Consider the following 15,416-nt stretch of genomic DNA (forward strand, 5'->3'; position numbering starts at 1 on the left):
CCGCGATGCGCAGGGCACTGGCCCGCGCCCGTGACGGCAAGACCCTCGACCAGGCCGAGGCCACCGTGCTGCTGCACGCCAGGGGAGAGGACCTGGACGTCCTGCTCGGCCACGCCGGGCGGGTCAGGGACGCGGGTCTGCAGGCCGCCGGGCGGCCCGGGACCATCACCTACAGCCGCAAGGTCTTCATCCCGCTGACCCGGCTCTGCCGGGACCGCTGCGGATACTGCACGTTCGCCACCGCACCGCACAAGCTCGACAGCGCGTTCCTCAGCCCGGACGAGGTCCTTGCGATCGCCCGGCAGGGCGCGGCGATGGGATGCAAGGAGGCGCTGTTCACGCTGGGCGACCGGCCGGAGGAGCGCTGGCACCAGGCCCGCGAGTGGCTGGATGCGCACGGCTACGACGACACGCTCTCCTACGTGCGCGCGATGGCGATCCGGGTCCTGGAGGAGACCGGGCTGCTGCCGCACCTCAACCCCGGAGTCATGACCTGGCGGGACCTGCAGCGCCTCAAGCCGGTCGCGCCGTCGATGGGCATGATGCTGGAGACGACCTCGCGCCGGCTGTTCGAGGAGAAGGGGCAGCCGCACCACGGCTCCCCGGACAAGGATCCCGCCGTGCGGCTGCGCGTCCTGGAGGACGCCGGGCGCTCCAACGTCCCCTTCACCAGCGGCATCCTGATCGGCATCGGCGAGACGATCGAGGACAGGGCCGAGTCGCTGTTCGCACTGCGGAAGGTGGCCCGCGAGTACGGCGGGCTCCAGGAGGTCATCGTCCAGAACTTCCGCGCCAAGCCGGACACCGCGATGCGCGGCATGCCCGACGCCGACCTGCAGGAGCTGGCCGCCACGATCGCGGTGGCCCGCCTGGTGCTGGGGCCGAAGGCCCGCCTGCAGGCCCCGCCGAACCTGGTCGAGTCCGAGTACGACCTGATGATCCGTGCCGGGATCGACGACTGGGGCGGGGTCTCCCCGCTCACCCCCGACCACGTCAACCCCGAGCGTCCCTGGCCGCAGATCGACGAGCTCGCCGCCCGCACCGCCGCCTCCGGGTTCACGCTGCGGGAGCGCCTTACGATCTACCCCGAGTACGTGCTCGCCGGGGAGCCCTGGCTCGACCCCCGCCTGAACGCCCACGTCGCCGCCCTCGCCGACCCGCGGACCGGCCTGGCCCGCGAGGACGCCGAGATCGTCGGCCGCCCCTGGCAGGAGCCCGACGGGGGCGTCAACGGGGGCGTCAACGGGGGCTGGGCCTCGCTCGGCCGCACCGACCTGCACACGGCGGTGGACGCCGAGGGGCGCTCCGCCGACCGCCGCGACGACTTCGACCACGTCTACGGCGACTGGGAGGCCCTGAAGGACCGCCTCCCAGTCGCTTCGGGGACCGGTGGGGGCATGTCGCGGCTGGGGGAGGCCGGTGAGGCGCTGCGCCGGGCGGAGAGCGACCCCGCCGGGCTGACCGAGGCGCAGGCCCTGACCCTGCTCGGGCTCGCCGGGGACGCGGACGGCGCGGGGGCGGACGACGCGGCCCTGGACGAGCTGTGCCGGATCGCCGACGGCCTGCGCCGGGAGGCGGTGGGGGACGACGTCACCTACGTGGTCAACCGGAACATCAACTTCACCAACGTCTGCTATACCGGCTGCCGGTTCTGCGCCTTCGCGCAGCGCCGCAGTGACGCCGACGCCTACACCCTCTCGCTCGACCAGGTCGCGGACCGGGCGCAGGAGGGCTGGCAGGCCGGGGCGACCGAGGTGTGCATGCAGGGCGGCATCCACCCCGACCTGCCCGGCACCGCCTACTTCGACATCGCCCGTGCGGTCAAGGCGCGCGTCCCGGAGATGCACGTCCACGCGTTCTCCCCGATGGAGGTCGTCAACGGCGCCAGCCGTACGAACCTGTCCGTCGAGGACTGGCTGACCGCCGCGAAGGAGGCGGGGGTGGACTCGCTGCCCGGCACCGCGGCGGAGATCCTCGACGACGACGTGCGCTGGGTGCTGACCAAGGGCAAGCTGCCCGCCGCCGAGTGGGTCGAGGTCATCACCACCGCCCACCGGCTGGGCATCCCGACCACGGCGACGATGATGTACGGCCACGTGGACACCCACGCCCACTGGGTCCGGCACATCCGGCTCATCCGCCGCATCCAGGAGGAGACCGGCGGGTTCACCGAGTTCGTGCCGCTGCCGTTCGTCCACCACAGCGCCCCCATCTACCTCGCCGGAATCGCGCGTCCCGGCCCGACCGCGCGGGAGAACCGGGCCGTGCACGCGCTGGCCCGCATCCTGCTGCACGGCGTGATCCCCAACATCCAGTGCTCCTGGGTGAAGCTCCGCGACGACCTGTGCCGCCAGGTGCTGCAGGGCGGGGTCAACGACCTGGGCGGCACGCTGATGGAGGAGACGATCAGCCGGATGGCCGGGTCGGAGAACGGCTCGTTCAAAACGATCAGCGACATCGCGGCGATGGTCGCCCCGACCGGGCGGCCGCTCCGGCAGCGGACCACCTCGTACGGCGTGCCGGACGGGGAACGGCTGGCCGCGGCCAGGGCGAGCGACGGAGTTTGTCAAAGTGTGCGTAACTTTGTGCCGCTAGATCGTCTATAACAAGTTCTATATGGACTTGCGCTCTGTGAGGGGTTCATTGGGACAATCATCACTCCCCTGACGAGAGGTCCAGCGTTGTCTTCCTCACCCGGTCGACACCGCGTGGCCGCCGGCGCCGAGAGGCGTCGCCGGCAGGCGCGCCAACGTCTCACGCTCACCGCGATCGCGCTGGCAGTGGCGCTGGCCGGGGCCGCGGTGCTGGCCGTGGACCGCGCGAACGGACCCTGCGGCGGCGATCCGATCCTGGTCGACGTCGCCGCCGCGGTGGACGTCGCACCGACCGTGATGGAGGCGGCCGGGCGGTTCAACGCCGCCAAGACCGAGGTCGAGGGGCGGTGCGTGCTGGTACAGGTTACGGAGCAGCCGCCTGCCACGGTGCTGCGCACGCTGATCGGCGGCACCGCGGGCGTGCTGGCGGCCCGCCCCGACGGCTGGATCTCCGACTCCTCCGCGTGGATCCGCCTCGCGCGCAAGCAGGGGGCCGAGGACCTGGCGGGGACCGAGACCGTGGTGGCCACCTCGCCCCTCGTCTTCGCCACCCGAAAGTCCCTCGCCGACCGTTTCGCGGTCGGCGAGACCGACATGAACTGGCGGATGGTCTTCCCCGCGACCACCCGGGGCCGGGTCAAGCCCAACGAGAACGAGCCCGACGTGGTCCGCGTCCCGGACCCGTCGCTCGCCGGGGCCGGCATCGCCACCGTGGCCGCCGCCCGGGACGTGGTGGGCACCGGGCCCGAAGCCGACCAGGCGCTCACCGCGTTCGTGCGCTGGGCCCAGGCGGGAGCGGCGCCCGACTACCGGAGCATGGTCGAGGCGGTGGACGAGCGCTCCTTCTGGCAGCGCCCGGTCGTGATCGTCCCGGAGCAGTCCGTGTGGTTCCACAACCGGCAGCCCTCCGCCGACCCGCTCGTCGCGCTCCACCCCCGCGAGGGGACCATCAACCTCGACTACCCCTACGTGGTCACCTCCGGTGACCCGGCCAAGGCGGGCGGGTCGCGGGCCTTCGCCGCCTGGCTCCGCTCCCCGGAGACCCAGGACGCGGTACGGCGGGCGGGCTTCCGCTCGGCCGACGGCAGCCAGGGTCCCTACTCGCCCGGACCGGAGATCCCCACCGTTTCGCCCCGCACCCGCCCCACCATCCTGCCCGCCAGGATCGACGAGGCGCTGGAGGCCTGGAGCAGGCTGGCCCCGCCGACCAACATCCTCGTCCTGGCCGACGTCTCCGAGCGCATGGCCGAGCAGATCAAGGGACAGAAGGGCAAGACCCGGCTCACCGTCGCGCTCGACGCCGCCCGGCTGGGCCTGCAGCTCTTCCCCGACTCGACCCACATGGGCATGTGGGAGTTCGCCGACGCCAAGGGCTCCGGCGACGACCAGCGGGAACGGGTGAAGATCGGCCCGATCACCGAGCCGGACGGCGGGCAGGTCATCCGCCGAAGCCGCCTGGAGGAGCTCACCCGGACCCTGCGCGCCGACCCCAAGAAGGGCAGCTCCCTGCACGACTCGATCCTCGCCGGGTTCCGCGAGGTGACCGGCGCCTACGACGAGCGGATGAACAACACCCTGCTGGTCATCACCGCGGGCAAGGACGACGGCAGGGGCCTGTCCGGCACGGAGCTGGTCGAGAAGCTCCGGCAGGAGTGGGACCCGGCCTATCCGGTGCAGATCGTCATCCTCGCCTTCGGCGACGACCTCGACCGCTCCCTCCTCTCCCAGGTCGTCTCGGCCACCAACGGATCGCTCCACGTCGCCCGGGAGCCCGGCGAGATCATCGACGTCTTCCTCTCCGCCCTGGCCCGCCGGCTGTGCCACCCCACCTGCCGCACGGCCTCGTAACCCGTCCGGCGGGTCACTGGTCGACGATCCACCTCCCGCACACGGACGGGCGGCCGTCGGCGGGGCGCATGCAGCCGCGGATGGCGTAGTGCCAGCTGTGGACGTAGTCGCTCTTGACGCGGTTGAACGGCCCGCACTGCTTCCAGCCGCCGGCGTAGGACTCGACCTGGTTGTCGGAGGGGTACCGGTGAGCGGGGCCCGTCGGCAGCGTGGATCGGCTGCGGTCGATCCAGATCTTGTCTCCGGGCCTGTGACCCCGTGTTTCGCAGAGCGGCTGGGACGGTTCGGGCACCGGGACCCGCGGTCCCGGTGCCCGGCCGTCAGCGGGTGACGATGAAGTCGGCGGCCTTCCTGGGGGCGCGGCTGCGGGGCGGGGCGGCGGGGTGGCCGACGGCGACGGCGCCCATCGGGTCCCACGTCGCGGGGAGGTCGAGGACCTCGCGGACCACGTCACGGCAGAACATGGTGGAGGAGACCCACGCCGAGCCGAGGCCCTCCACCGCGAGCTGGACCAGGAAGTTCTGCACGCCCGCGCCGGTGGCGACCACGAACATCTCCCGCTCGGCGGCGTTGCGGCGCTCGTCGCGGTAGGTGTGCGAGCCCTCCATGACCAGGCACGGGACCGCCAGGTACGGGGCGTCCCGCAGCACGTCGCCGCGCTTGATCCGCCTGGCGATCGACTCCTCGGAGAAGCCGTCCCCGCGCAGGTCGGCGATCCACGCCTCGCGCATGGCGTCGAGCAGCTTCTCCCGGACCTCCGCCGACTCCAGCAGCACGAACCGCCACGGCGTCGTGTGGTGCGGGGCGGGCGCCGCGATCGCGGCGTCCACCGCGCGGCGGACCCTCGCGCCGTCGACCGGCTCGGAGGAGAACTCCCGGATGGTACGGCGGGCGAAGAGCACGTCGCGGGAGCCGTACCGGAACATGTCCTCCTCCGACGGGCGGATCATCTCGCCGACGCCCGGGCCGTCCTCCTCCGCGGTGGCACCGGCCAGGCCGCGGACGACCGCCACCGGGGTGCCGGCGAGCTTGCCCTTGACGAGGTCACCGGCGGCGGCGAGCTCGTCGGCGACCGCGGTCAGGGTGACCTCCAGCGCGTTGCCGTGCCCGTCGCGGCCACCCCGGTAGTCGAGCATCGGCGGCACTCCGGCGACGCCGACGGCCAGGTCGGTCTGGCCGTTGCGCCAGGGGCGGCCGAAGGTGTCGGAGACGACCACGCCGACCGAGACGCCGAGCCGCTCCCGCAGGCCCGCACGCAGGGCCCTGGCGGAGGCGTCGGGGTCGGCGGGCAGCAGCACGACGGTGCCCGGCTCGGTGTTGGAGGCGTCCACCCCGGCGGCGGCCATGACGAAGCCGTGGGACGTCTGCGCGATCACGGTCTCGCCCCGCCGGGCGACGACGCGCACGGTCTCGTCCTCGATCGCCTCGGCGCGGCCGGTGGCCCGGCGGACCCGGCCCTCGGCCTTGCTCACGATTTTGGAGGTGACCACGAGGATGTCGCCGTCGCGCAGGCCGGGGCAGGCCGCGGCGACCAGCGCGGCGAGGTCGTCGCCCTCGCGCACCTCGGGGATGCCGCCGGCCGCGAAGACCTCGATGCGGGCCTCGGCGGGGGCGTCCGACCCCGGGTTCGGGATCCCGCTCACCGTGCGTCCTCCGTGCCCGCGAGCTCGGCGGCCAGGCCGAGGGCGGCGCGCGCGATGGCGGCGGCCGCCTCCACGTCGTGCATGATCAGCGGGCGGCCCCGGACCTGGACGCCGTCCAGGCTCACCCCGGCGTCCTCCTCGGCGACCAGCCAGCCGTTCACCAGCGGCGACCCGTACAGCTCCAGGACGGCCTGGGCGGTGGTCTCCACCCCGATCGCGGCCAGGCAGGCGTCGGCCATGCCGCGCACCGGGGCGCCGCCGACGATGGGGGAGACGCCGACGACGGTCTTGCCCTCGAGGGCCTCGCGGATGCCCTTGATCTGCAGGATCGTGCCGATGCTGACCACCGGGTTGGACGGAGGCATGATCACGGCGTCGGCCTCGGCGATGGCCTGGAGCACGCCGGGGGCGGGCCGGGCCTCGTCGGCGCCGACCAGGATGATCTGCTCGGCCGGGATCGAGGCGCGCAGGCGGACCCACCACTCCTGGAAGTGCACGGCCCGACGGCCCCGATCGTCGGTGATCACGACGTGGGTCTCGGTCCGGTCGTCGCTCATCGGGATCAGCCGCACGCCCGGCTGCCAGCGGGCGCACAACGCCTCGGTCACCTGGGAGAGGGGGTATCCGGCGTCGAGCATCTGGGTGCGCACGATGTGGGTGGCGAAGTCGCGGTCGCCCAGACCGAACCACTGCGGCTCGACGCCGTAGGCGGCGAGCTCCTCCTTGACGGTGTGGGTCTCCTTGTCGCGGCCCCAGCCCTGCTCCTCGTTGATGCCGCCGCCGAGGGTGTACATCACCGTGTCGAGGTCGGGACAGACCCGCAGGCCGTACAGGGTGATGTCGTCACCGGTGTTGCCGATGACGGTGATCTCGGCGTCGGGGGCCGCGGCGCGGAGGCCGCGCAGGAAACGGGCGCCGCCGATGCCGCCGGCGAGGGACACGATGCGCATGACGACCAGTCTCCCACCACCGGGCGACAGGGCTGTTCGAAGGGGAGCCGACGGGACGGGACGATCTTTCCGTGATCGTTACCTGAGCCTTCTGAGCAGGCAGAGCCCGCTCAGAACGTGTCCGAAGTGTTCATTAATCGTGGTTGATGAGACACTTACGAGATTCATGTGCTTCCTGGGTCCACCGACAGCAAAGTCGGCCATGTGCAAAACTTGGCCCGGGTTTACCCGAGGACCCTATGGGGGTAGTTGTGATCAATGTCGAGGCCGGACGACTTCGAGAGCCGGCCGCATGGCTCATGGTCGCCACGGCGTCCGGAAGCGTTCTCGTCGGCATCGAGCGGCTGCTCTTCGGCGGGTCGTCATTCGGTGAGGCGTCCTTCGCCGTCCGCGCGGCCGGCTATCTGTCGAACCTGACCTCGCCGGTGACCGTCGCCCTGCTGGTCGGGGCGGTGCTGCTGGCCGGCGACCTCGGCCCGGCGATCCGCCGGCTGAAGCCGATGGTCTACGTGGCGGTGGGCACGCTCGGGCTCGCGGTGCTCTTCGGCGTGATCGGCCTGCTGGGCGGGGTGTTCACCGGCGCGACGGACTTCCTGGAGAAGGTGGAGTTCCTCCTCGTCCACGTCCCGCTCCTCGGGCTGACCGCCCTCGCCCTGCTGTACCTGCTGCCGAAGGCCATGCCGGCCGCGCCCCGGGCGGGCGGCTTCCACTCCGCCCCGGAGGTCGGCGGATCCGTGGGGTTCCGCCCCGACGGCGGCCTGGGCGGGAACCCGCAGCACTACCAGCCCTCCTCCGCGCCCGCCCCGGCGCCGCAGGCCCCGTTCCAGGCCCCCCAGCCCCAGGAGCAGGCGCCCTACGCGCCGCAGGGCCAGGCGCAGGCGCCCTACGCGCCGCAGGGCCAGGCGCAGGGTGCCGCCGCCTTCCAGCAGGAGCCTCCGGCCTTCCCGCAGGGCAACCCGGCCCCGGCCTTCCACCAGGAGCCCGCGGCTCCCGCCTTCCAGCAGGAGGCCCCCGGTGCGCCGTACGGCCAGCCGGCGCTCCCGCCCGCGCCGGGACACGCCGAGCCGTACGGCCGGCAGCCGGGCAGCGGCTTCGCCTCCCAGGAGAACGCCTACGCCCCCCGGCCGGACGACGTCTACGCCGCCCCGGCCTTCCCGGCCCAGGACTCCTCGTACGGCGCCTCCGCCGAGGGCCCGTCCTACGGCGCCCAGCACTCCGGCTACGGCCAGGCACCGGCGCAGCCGGAACCGCAGGTCTACACCCCGAGCCCGTACGTCGCGGCGGACGTCCAGCCCCCGGCCCCGGCCACGTCGTACGAGCCGCCGATGAGCGCCTACGATCCGCCGGCCCCGGCCTACTCCGCCCCGGCCGAGCAGCAGGGGTACGGCGAGCAGCAGCCGTCCTACACGCCGTCGCCGACCGACCCCCAGCTCTCCTCCTACGGCCAGCAGTCGGGGCCCTCGTTCTCCTCCTACGGTCAGCAGGACTCTCAGTCCTACGGTCAGCAGGATTCCCAGTCCTACGGTCAGCAGGATTCCCAGTCCTACGGTCAGCAGGATTCCCAGTCCTACGGTCAGCAGGATTCCCAGTCCTACGGTCAGCAGGATTCCCAGTCCTACGGTCAGCAGGACTCCCAGTTCCCGGCCTACACCCCCGCGCAGACGGAACCCCAGCTCCCCTCGTACGGCCAGCAGCCGGACTCGCTCCCGTCGTACGCGCAGGCCCAGCCCGAGCAGCAGGTCCCGTTCTACGAGCCGCAGGTTCCCGCCGCCCAGCCGTACACCCCCGCCGACAGCCAGCCGCGCCTGCCCTTCGACGGCCAGGACCGGTCCTCCTTCCCGCAGCCGCCGGAGAACTACGGCCAGCCTCTGACCGGCTACTCCGGCGCGGAGTTCGCCCGGCAGAACGAGCCGGAGCCGCACTACCCGGCGCCGGACCCGGTGGACGCCCGTTCCCAGCAGATCGCCCACGCCTACCAGCAGGCGGAGAACTACCAGCAGCAGTCCCAGGGCGCCGAGCCTCCGCTGCGGGTGCCGGAGTACACCGCCTCCCAGACGGGCGGCTACGACCAGGGCGGCTATGACCAGGGCGGCTACGACTCCTCCTTCGGGCACCCGCAGACGTCGCAAAGCGGGCCGTCCTGGGAGACACCGCCCGCCGAGGCGACGCTCCGCTTCGACCCGAGCGCCTACCAGGGTGACCCGCTGAGCGGGCCGGCCCCTGCCGCGCCTGCCGCCCCCGCTTCCCCGACCTGGGATTCCCAGCCCATCGACCCCACGGCGATCTACACGCCGGAGCGTTCGGGTCAGGCAATGGCAGAGGAAAACGGGGATAGAGAAAGGGTGGGCCCCGGTCAGGATCAGAACACGTCCTGGTACGGTTCCGACCGAAGAGAGCACTGAACACCCCAGGCGATCGTCACGATCGCCTAGGAGATCGCCGCCATCGCAGGCAGGAGCCTGTATACCGGGGAGGGCAGGTCTTTCCCCGGATACCGGCATGCCGCTTGACGTCACACCAGGCGCACGCGTGTAATTACAAGCGTGTTGTTACGCCTCTCTCCGGGAGGGTAAGGGGGAGGCGTCCATAAGGGGGGCTCCATTGCGGGCGGGCGGCAGGGAGGTGTGCAGTGGCCGACCTGGTCATCGCACAGGACAGCATCGCTGAAGAGCAGCTTGGCTGGCAGGAACGCGCGCTGTGCGCGCAGACCGATCCGGAGGCGTTCTTCCCTGAAAAGGGAGGATCCACTCGGGAGGCCAAGAAGGTGTGCCGGTCCTGTGAGGTGCGTGCGGAGTGTCTTGAGTACGCACTTGAACATGACGAGAGGTTCGGCATATGGGGAGGGCTGTCCGAGCGGGAACGCCGCCGGATCAAGCGCCAGGCCGTCTGAGACGGCGTGCCGGGAGTGTGAAGGACATCTCAGGCGCCCTGCGGGGCGCTCGGTGATATCTCGATGAGGTCACGCGGCCGACGGCCGCGTGGCCTTTTTCCGTTGGGGGTTTCGTTCAAGGGACATGGCCGGATATAAGGTGCCGTATCGTAGTCGCCCTGATCGCCCCCCTCTGAACTCCGGGACGCATGTCCAGCACCGACCCCCGCCACCCTCGCCACACCGTCACCGCGATCGTGGTCTCCCATGACGGAGCCCGCTGGCTGGGAGAGACGCTCGACGCGCTGCTCCGGCAGACCCGTCCGGTGGACCGGGTCGTCGGGGCGGACAACGGCAGCCGTGACGGCAGCGCCGCGCTGCTGAAGGACGCGCTCGGCCCCAACGCCGTGCTCACGCTGCCCCGGTCCACGGGCTTCGGCGAGGCCGTCGCCGAGGTGCTGGCACGGCTGGAGCCGGTCGGGGGGCGGGAGTGGATCTGGCTGCTCCACGACGACTGCGCGCCGGACGCGCGGGCCCTGGAGACCCTGCTGCGGGCCGCCGACCAGGACCCGAAGGCCGGGGTGCTCGGCCCCAAGCTCCGCGACTGGCTGGACCGGCGGCTCCTGCTGGAGGTCGGCGTCACCGTCGACCGGACGGGCCGCAGGGACACCGGGCTGGAGCCCCGCGAGTTCGACCAGGGGCAGTACGACGGCGTCCGGGACGTGCTCTCGGTCTCCACCGCCGGGATGCTGATCCGCCGCGATGTCTGGGACGAGATGGGCGGGCTCGACCCCTTCCTGCCGATCTTCCGGGACGACCTGGACCTGTGCTGGCGGGTCAGGGCCGCCGGGCACCGGGTGCAGAACGTCACCCGGGCGGTCGCCTGGCACGCCGAAGCCGCCTCGCGGCGACGGCGCCGCATCACCGTCAGCGGCGACCACCCCCGCAGGCTGGACCGCCGCAACGCCATCTTCGTGGTCCTGGCGAACCTGCCGTTCTGGCCCCTGGTGCGGGCGCTGCTGCGCAACGTCGCCGGGTCGTCCTTCCGCGCCCTCCTGTTCCTGCTGGCCAAGCAGCCCGCCAACGCGCTGGACGAGATCGTCGCGCTCGGCTCGATCCTCGTCCACCCGATACGGATGATCAGGGCCCGCAGGGCCCGGGCCGCGGGCAGGAGGCAGCACTACGCCGCGATCGAACGGCTTCTCACCCCGCCGGGCGCGGGCTACCGGCGGCTGGCCGACCGGGTCCAGAGCTATCTGGCGGGCTCCGGGTTCGTGGAGTCCGCCGGACGGCACCACGCCGGAGGGGCCGCGGGGGAGGACGACGGGGACGAGCTGCTCACCGACGACGCCGGGATGATGCGGCGCGTCTTCGGCAACCCGGGCGTGCTGCTCTTCCTGGCCCTCGCGCTGATCACGCTGATCGCCGAGCGCGGCCTGGTCGGCGGGGCCCGGCTGGGCGGCGGCGCGCTGGTCCCGGTGATCGGCGGCTCGGCGGACCTGTGGGCCCTCTACACCGAGGGCTACCACCAGGGCGGCCTGGGCAGCGACGGCTGGGCCCCGCCGTACGTGGCGGTGCTGGCCGCGCTCTCCTCGCTGCTGTTCGGCAAGACCTGGCTGGCCGTCTCCGTGCTGCTGCTCGGCTGCGTCCCGCTGGCCGGCTTCTCCGCCTACGCGGCGACCCGGTCGATGATCCCCGGCCGGTGGACCCGCGTCTGGCTGGCCTCCTCCTACGCGCTGCTCCCGGTCGCCACCGGGGCGGTCGCCGCCGGGCGGCTCGGCACCGCCGTGGTCTTCGTCCTGCTGCCCGTCTACGCGGCCCTGGCCACCGCCGTGCTCACCGCCGAGCACCGCCGGGCCCGCCGCGCCGCCTGGGCCCTCGGCCTCGCTCTGGCGATCGGTACGGCCTTCGCCCCGCTCGTCTACCCGCTCACCCTGCTCCTCGGGGCGCTGGCGGCGCTGGCCTTCCCCCGCCGGGGCGTCGGCGTCTCGGTGACGATCGCGTTCGGCGTGCCGGTGGCGCTGCTGCTGCCCTGGCTGGCCGAGGTGGTCGCCGACCCGGGCCGGCTGCTGCTGGAGGCGGGGCTTCACCGGCCCGACCTGGTCGATCCGGCGCTGCCCGCCGAGTCCCTGCTGCTGCTGAGTCCCGGCGGACCCGGCATGCCGCCGCTCTGGGTGACCGGCGGCCTCATCGCCGCGTGCCTGGCGGCGCTGCTCATGCGCCGCAACCGGATGGTCATCGCGATCGGCTGGGGCGTCGCCCTCTTCGGGGTGCTGGTGGCCATCCTGGTCAGCCGTACCCCGGTCACCTCGATCAACGGCGACACCGAGGCTCCGGCCTGGCCGGGCGTGCCGCTGGCCTTCGCCGCCACCGGGATGCTGGTGGTCGCCGCGCTCACCGCCGACCGGATCGTCGAGTTCCGCGCCGCCGGAGGGCTGCGCCGGATCGCCGCGCTGCTGGTCGCGGTGGTCGCCTTCTCCACGCCGCTGCTCGCGGCCGGCATGTGGGTCACCGAGGGCGTCACCGGCCCGATCAGCGGGAACGTGCGCGACGTGATACCCGCGCTGGCCGCCGACGGCGCCCGAGACGGCCGGCGGATCCTGCTCCTGCGCTCCGAGGACGGCGGAGCCGGGGGACTGACCTTCACCGTGCTGAGCGGCCGTACCCCGGTGATCGGCGAGACCGACATCCCCTCCCCGGCCGGGCCCCGCGACCGGGTCGGCGTCGCCGCGGCGGGGCTGGCCTCCGGCCGCGGCGGCGACGACGCCCGCGTGCTGGCCGCGCACGGCGTGAGGTTCGTGGTGGTGGTCAATCCGGTGAGCCCGGAGGTCGGCCGCGCCCTGGACTCCCAGCCCGCGCTGGCCAGGATGAGCCTGTCCCGGCGGCTCGGCGTCTGGCGGCTGACCCAGCCGGTCGCGACGCCTCCGCTCCCGCAGGGAGATCCCTGGCGCTCCCGCTGGCTGTGGATCCAGGGGCTGCTCGTGCTGCTGGTGGCGGTCCTGGCCGCGCCGGGCTCGCGGGCCGCCGACCGCGAGATCGTCCCGCAGGAACTCCCCCAGACCGCGAGGGAGATGGCGACCCGGTGAAGTCCCTGATCGAGAACCGGTTCAGCCTGCTCGTCCTGGTGCTGGTCGCCCTGTCCGCCCTGTACGGCGTGGCGTCCGCGACCCGGCCCGCCCCGGCCGCCGGGCAGGCTCCCGGCCCCAGGAAGGTGCCCGTCGCCTCCGTGACGACCGTCTGCCCCGCCCCCGCCGGGGCCCAGGTGGGCGTCGTCACCCCGCCGGGCGGCGAGGCCGCGGGCACCGGCGCCACGACGGTCGCCGCCGAGGAGAAGGTCCTGGGCACCGTGGACGCGCCGGGACGACCCTGGTACGAGGAGGTCCCGGACAAGACCGGCCCGGTGACGGTGACCGCCGCAGGGAGCGGCGCGGCGGGCCTGGAGTCGGCCCAGACCCGCAGGGAGACGTCCGGCGGGCAGCGGGGCCTGGCCGGGATCCGGTGCGTGGAGCCGGCCGCGAGCACCTGGCTGGTCGGCCCCGGACCGGCCGCGGCCGACGTCACCCTCCACCTGGCCAACGCCGACCTCGCCCCGGCCGTCGTGGAGGTGCTGGTCTACTCCGGCGAGGGGCCGGTGACCGATGACACCGGAGGCACCCTCATCCTCGAACCCGGCCGCAGCCGTACGGTGAACCTCAAGGACCTGGCCCCGTCGTCGCTCGTCATGGCGGTCGAGGTGCGCACCCTCTCCGGAAGGGTCACCGCCGCGGCCCGAGCGATCATGAACGGCGGGCGGGGCGTCGACTGGCTGCCGGTCTCCGCGCCCCCGGCCACCCGCGTCGTGGTGCCGGGCGTCCCCGGCGGCGGCGGCAGGCGCGAGCTGCTGGTCGCCTCTCCCGCCGAGGTCGACACCCTGGTGGAGGTCAGGGCGCTGACCCCGGACGGGACCTACGCGCTCAAGGGCAGCGAGCTGGTCGACGTGCCCGCCGGGTCCGTCGCCGCGGTCGACCTGTCCACCGGCATCGCCGGCCAGCCCGCCACCCTCGTGCTCACCTCCGAGACGCCGATCGTGGCCGGGCTGGTCGTCACCGGGACGGGGAAGAAGCCCGACGTGGCCTTCACCGCCGGGGCCGCCCCGATCGACCTGGGAAGCGTCGTCGCCGACAACCGCACCGGCGGGAAGAGGAGCTCCCGGCTGCTGCTGGCCGCGCCGGAGACCGCGGGGAAGGTGAGCGTCCAGGTGCTGCCGCGCTCGGGCGAGGCGCTCGAGCCGTTCGAGCTGAGCATCGCCGCCGCCCGGGTCAAGGAGGTCAAGCTGCCCGGGACGGACGGCGCCTTCGCTGTGGTGGTGCTGCCGCTGCCGGGCTCGGGGCCGGTGTACGGCGGGCGGGTGATGGACGAGAAGCTCAAGGACGGGCTCGCGCTGACCGTCCAGCCGCTGGCGGCCGCCCGCATGTGGGCGCTGATCCCGCCGGTGACGGAGTCGGCCTCGATCGTCCTGCCCTGAGCGGGATCCGCCCCGGCCGGATCAGTCGCGCTCGCCGTAGCCCGGGTCCACGGCCTCGGGTGAGAGCCCCAGGAGCCCGGCGACCTGCTCCACCACGGTGTCGTGGACCATCGCGCCGAGCTGGTCGCGGTCGTGGGCCCGCGCCTCCAGCGGGCGGCGGTAGACGATGACGACCGCGGGGTGGTCGTCGGCGGCGGGCTCGGCCCGGCCGAACGGGATCGGCTCGCCGGTGAGCAGCCCGGGGCCGTCACCCAGATCGTCGGCGGGCGGCACCTCCTCCACCGCGAACTCCACGGCCGCGAGCTGCCGGCCCCAGCGGGGCCTGAGCCGGTCCACGGCGTCCAGGACGAGGTCGTCGAAGCGCTCGCTCCGGGCCTTGGCGATCGGCACGTGGGAAGGGGCCAGCGGGCCGCGCATGCCGCGGCCGTGGCGGTCGCGCCTGCGTGGGGGGCGGGGTCTTCTGGGTGCCGGACTCACGGGCCAAGCTTAGACGTCCGTCCCGGGGGCAGGGAGGGGCGGGCGCAAGCCTGTACAGGCGGGTGGAAGCCGTGACACGTGTCCGAATTGTGGCGACACGCTCGTTAAGAGTGCTCAGATAGTGGCGCCCCGGACGCTTACCGGATACGGTCACCACCGTGAGCCCCGTCCGCCGCTGTTCCCGCACCGCGTGCAGTCAGCCTGCCGTTTTCACGCTCACGTACGTCTACGCCGATTCGACCGCTGTTCTCGGGCCCTTGGCTACGTACGCAGAGCCGCACTGCTACGACCTGTGTGCCGAGCATGCCGAGCGTCTGACGGCACCGCGCGGCTGGGAGGTGGTCCGCCTTCCCACCGACGGCGCCTCGCCGAGCACGGACGACCTGGAGGCCCTCGCCAACGCGGTACGCGAGGCCGCCCGGCCCGCACCGGCGGGCGGCGCCGAACCGGTCGGCCAGGCGGTCGAGGTGGGGCGGCGCGGACATCTGCGGGTGCTCCGCTCGGCTCAGCCCCAGCGCGACCGCTGACCCC

Annotated in this window: 11 protein-coding genes; 7 read left to right on the forward strand and 4 right to left on the reverse strand. The window is 73.3% G+C overall.

Annotation, left to right across the window (positions count from 1 at the left end):
• Window positions 1-5 precede the first annotated feature (5 nt).
• Together HS041_RS09735 and HS041_RS09740 are read left to right on the forward strand one after the other, a co-directional pair.
• Window positions 6-2,606 (forward strand): bifunctional FO biosynthesis protein CofGH, encoded by a 2,601-nt coding sequence (locus HS041_RS09735; protein ID WP_230878916.1) that lies wholly within the window; start codon window positions 6-8, stop codon window positions 2,604-2,606.
• Window positions 2,607-2,708: 102 nt separating this feature from the next.
• Window positions 2,709-4,442: a substrate-binding and VWA domain-containing protein gene (locus HS041_RS09740; protein WP_307845221.1), complete on the forward strand. Its 1,734-nt coding sequence runs from the start codon at window positions 2,709-2,711 to the stop codon at window positions 4,440-4,442.
• A gap of 13 nt (window positions 4,443-4,455) precedes the next feature.
• On the opposite strand, the gene HS041_RS09745 is transcribed toward HS041_RS09740, so the two are convergent.
• The 3 genes from HS041_RS09745 to cofD are packed head-to-tail and all read right to left on the reverse strand — an operon-like array spanning window position 4,456 to window position 7,035.
• The gene (locus HS041_RS09745; RefSeq protein WP_196440137.1) at window positions 4,456-4,734 is read right to left on the reverse strand and encodes a hypothetical protein; all 279 of its coding nucleotides are present in this window, start codon (window positions 4,732-4,734) and stop codon (window positions 4,456-4,458) included.
• A gap of 28 nt (window positions 4,735-4,762) precedes the next feature.
• Window positions 4,763-6,076 (reverse strand): coenzyme F420-0:L-glutamate ligase, encoded by a 1,314-nt coding sequence (locus tag HS041_RS09750; protein ID WP_196440862.1) that lies wholly within the window; start codon window positions 6,074-6,076, stop codon window positions 4,763-4,765.
• A gap of 5 nt (window positions 6,077-6,081) precedes the next feature.
• Window positions 6,082-7,035, reverse strand: a complete 954-nt coding sequence (cofD, locus tag HS041_RS09755; protein ID WP_196440138.1) for a 2-phospho-L-lactate transferase — start codon at window positions 7,033-7,035, stop codon at window positions 6,082-6,084.
• Window positions 7,036-7,274: 239 nt separating this feature from the next.
• Here cofD and HS041_RS09760 point away from each other — a divergent pair, with 239 nt between their 5' ends.
• The 4 genes from HS041_RS09760 to HS041_RS09775 all read left to right on the forward strand — a co-directional run bounded on the left by HS041_RS09760 (window position 7,275) and on the right by HS041_RS09775 (window position 14,408).
• Complete coding sequence (locus HS041_RS09760; protein WP_196440139.1) at window positions 7,275-9,437, forward strand: hypothetical protein; 2,163 nt, start codon at window positions 7,275-7,277, stop codon at window positions 9,435-9,437.
• A gap of 227 nt (window positions 9,438-9,664) precedes the next feature.
• A complete protein-coding gene (locus HS041_RS09765; RefSeq protein ID WP_084779585.1) occupies window positions 9,665-9,925 on the forward strand; it encodes a WhiB family transcriptional regulator in 261 nt (86 codons plus the stop codon).
• A 188-nt stretch (window positions 9,926-10,113) separates the two neighbouring features.
• Entirely contained in the window at window positions 10,114-12,990 is a 2,877-nt protein-coding gene (locus HS041_RS09770) for a glycosyltransferase family 2 protein (RefSeq protein WP_196440140.1), read from the forward strand.
• Window positions 12,987-14,408, forward strand: coding sequence for a DUF5719 family protein (locus tag HS041_RS09775; protein ID WP_196440141.1), 1,422 nt, complete (start codon window positions 12,987-12,989; stop codon window positions 14,406-14,408). The genes HS041_RS09770 and HS041_RS09775 overlap by 4 nt, the downstream gene beginning before the upstream one ends.
• Before the next feature lie 21 nt (window positions 14,409-14,429).
• Here HS041_RS09775 and HS041_RS09780 read toward each other — a convergent pair whose 3' ends face one another.
• Window positions 14,430-14,825 carry a metallopeptidase family protein gene (locus tag HS041_RS09780; RefSeq protein ID WP_196440142.1) on the reverse strand — a complete coding sequence of 132 codons (396 nt, stop codon included), beginning with the start codon at window positions 14,823-14,825 and terminating at the stop codon, window positions 14,430-14,432.
• A gap of 218 nt (window positions 14,826-15,043) precedes the next feature.
• On the opposite strand from HS041_RS09780, the gene HS041_RS09785 reads away from it, so the two are divergent.
• Window positions 15,044-15,412 (forward strand): DUF3499 domain-containing protein, encoded by a 369-nt coding sequence (locus HS041_RS09785; RefSeq protein WP_196440143.1) that lies wholly within the window; start codon window positions 15,044-15,046, stop codon window positions 15,410-15,412.
• Window positions 15,413-15,416 lie beyond the last annotated feature (4 nt).

The organism is Planomonospora sp. ID67723 (assembly GCF_015711605.1).
Taxonomy (GTDB): Bacteria; Actinomycetota; Actinomycetes; order Streptosporangiales; family Streptosporangiaceae; genus Planomonospora_A.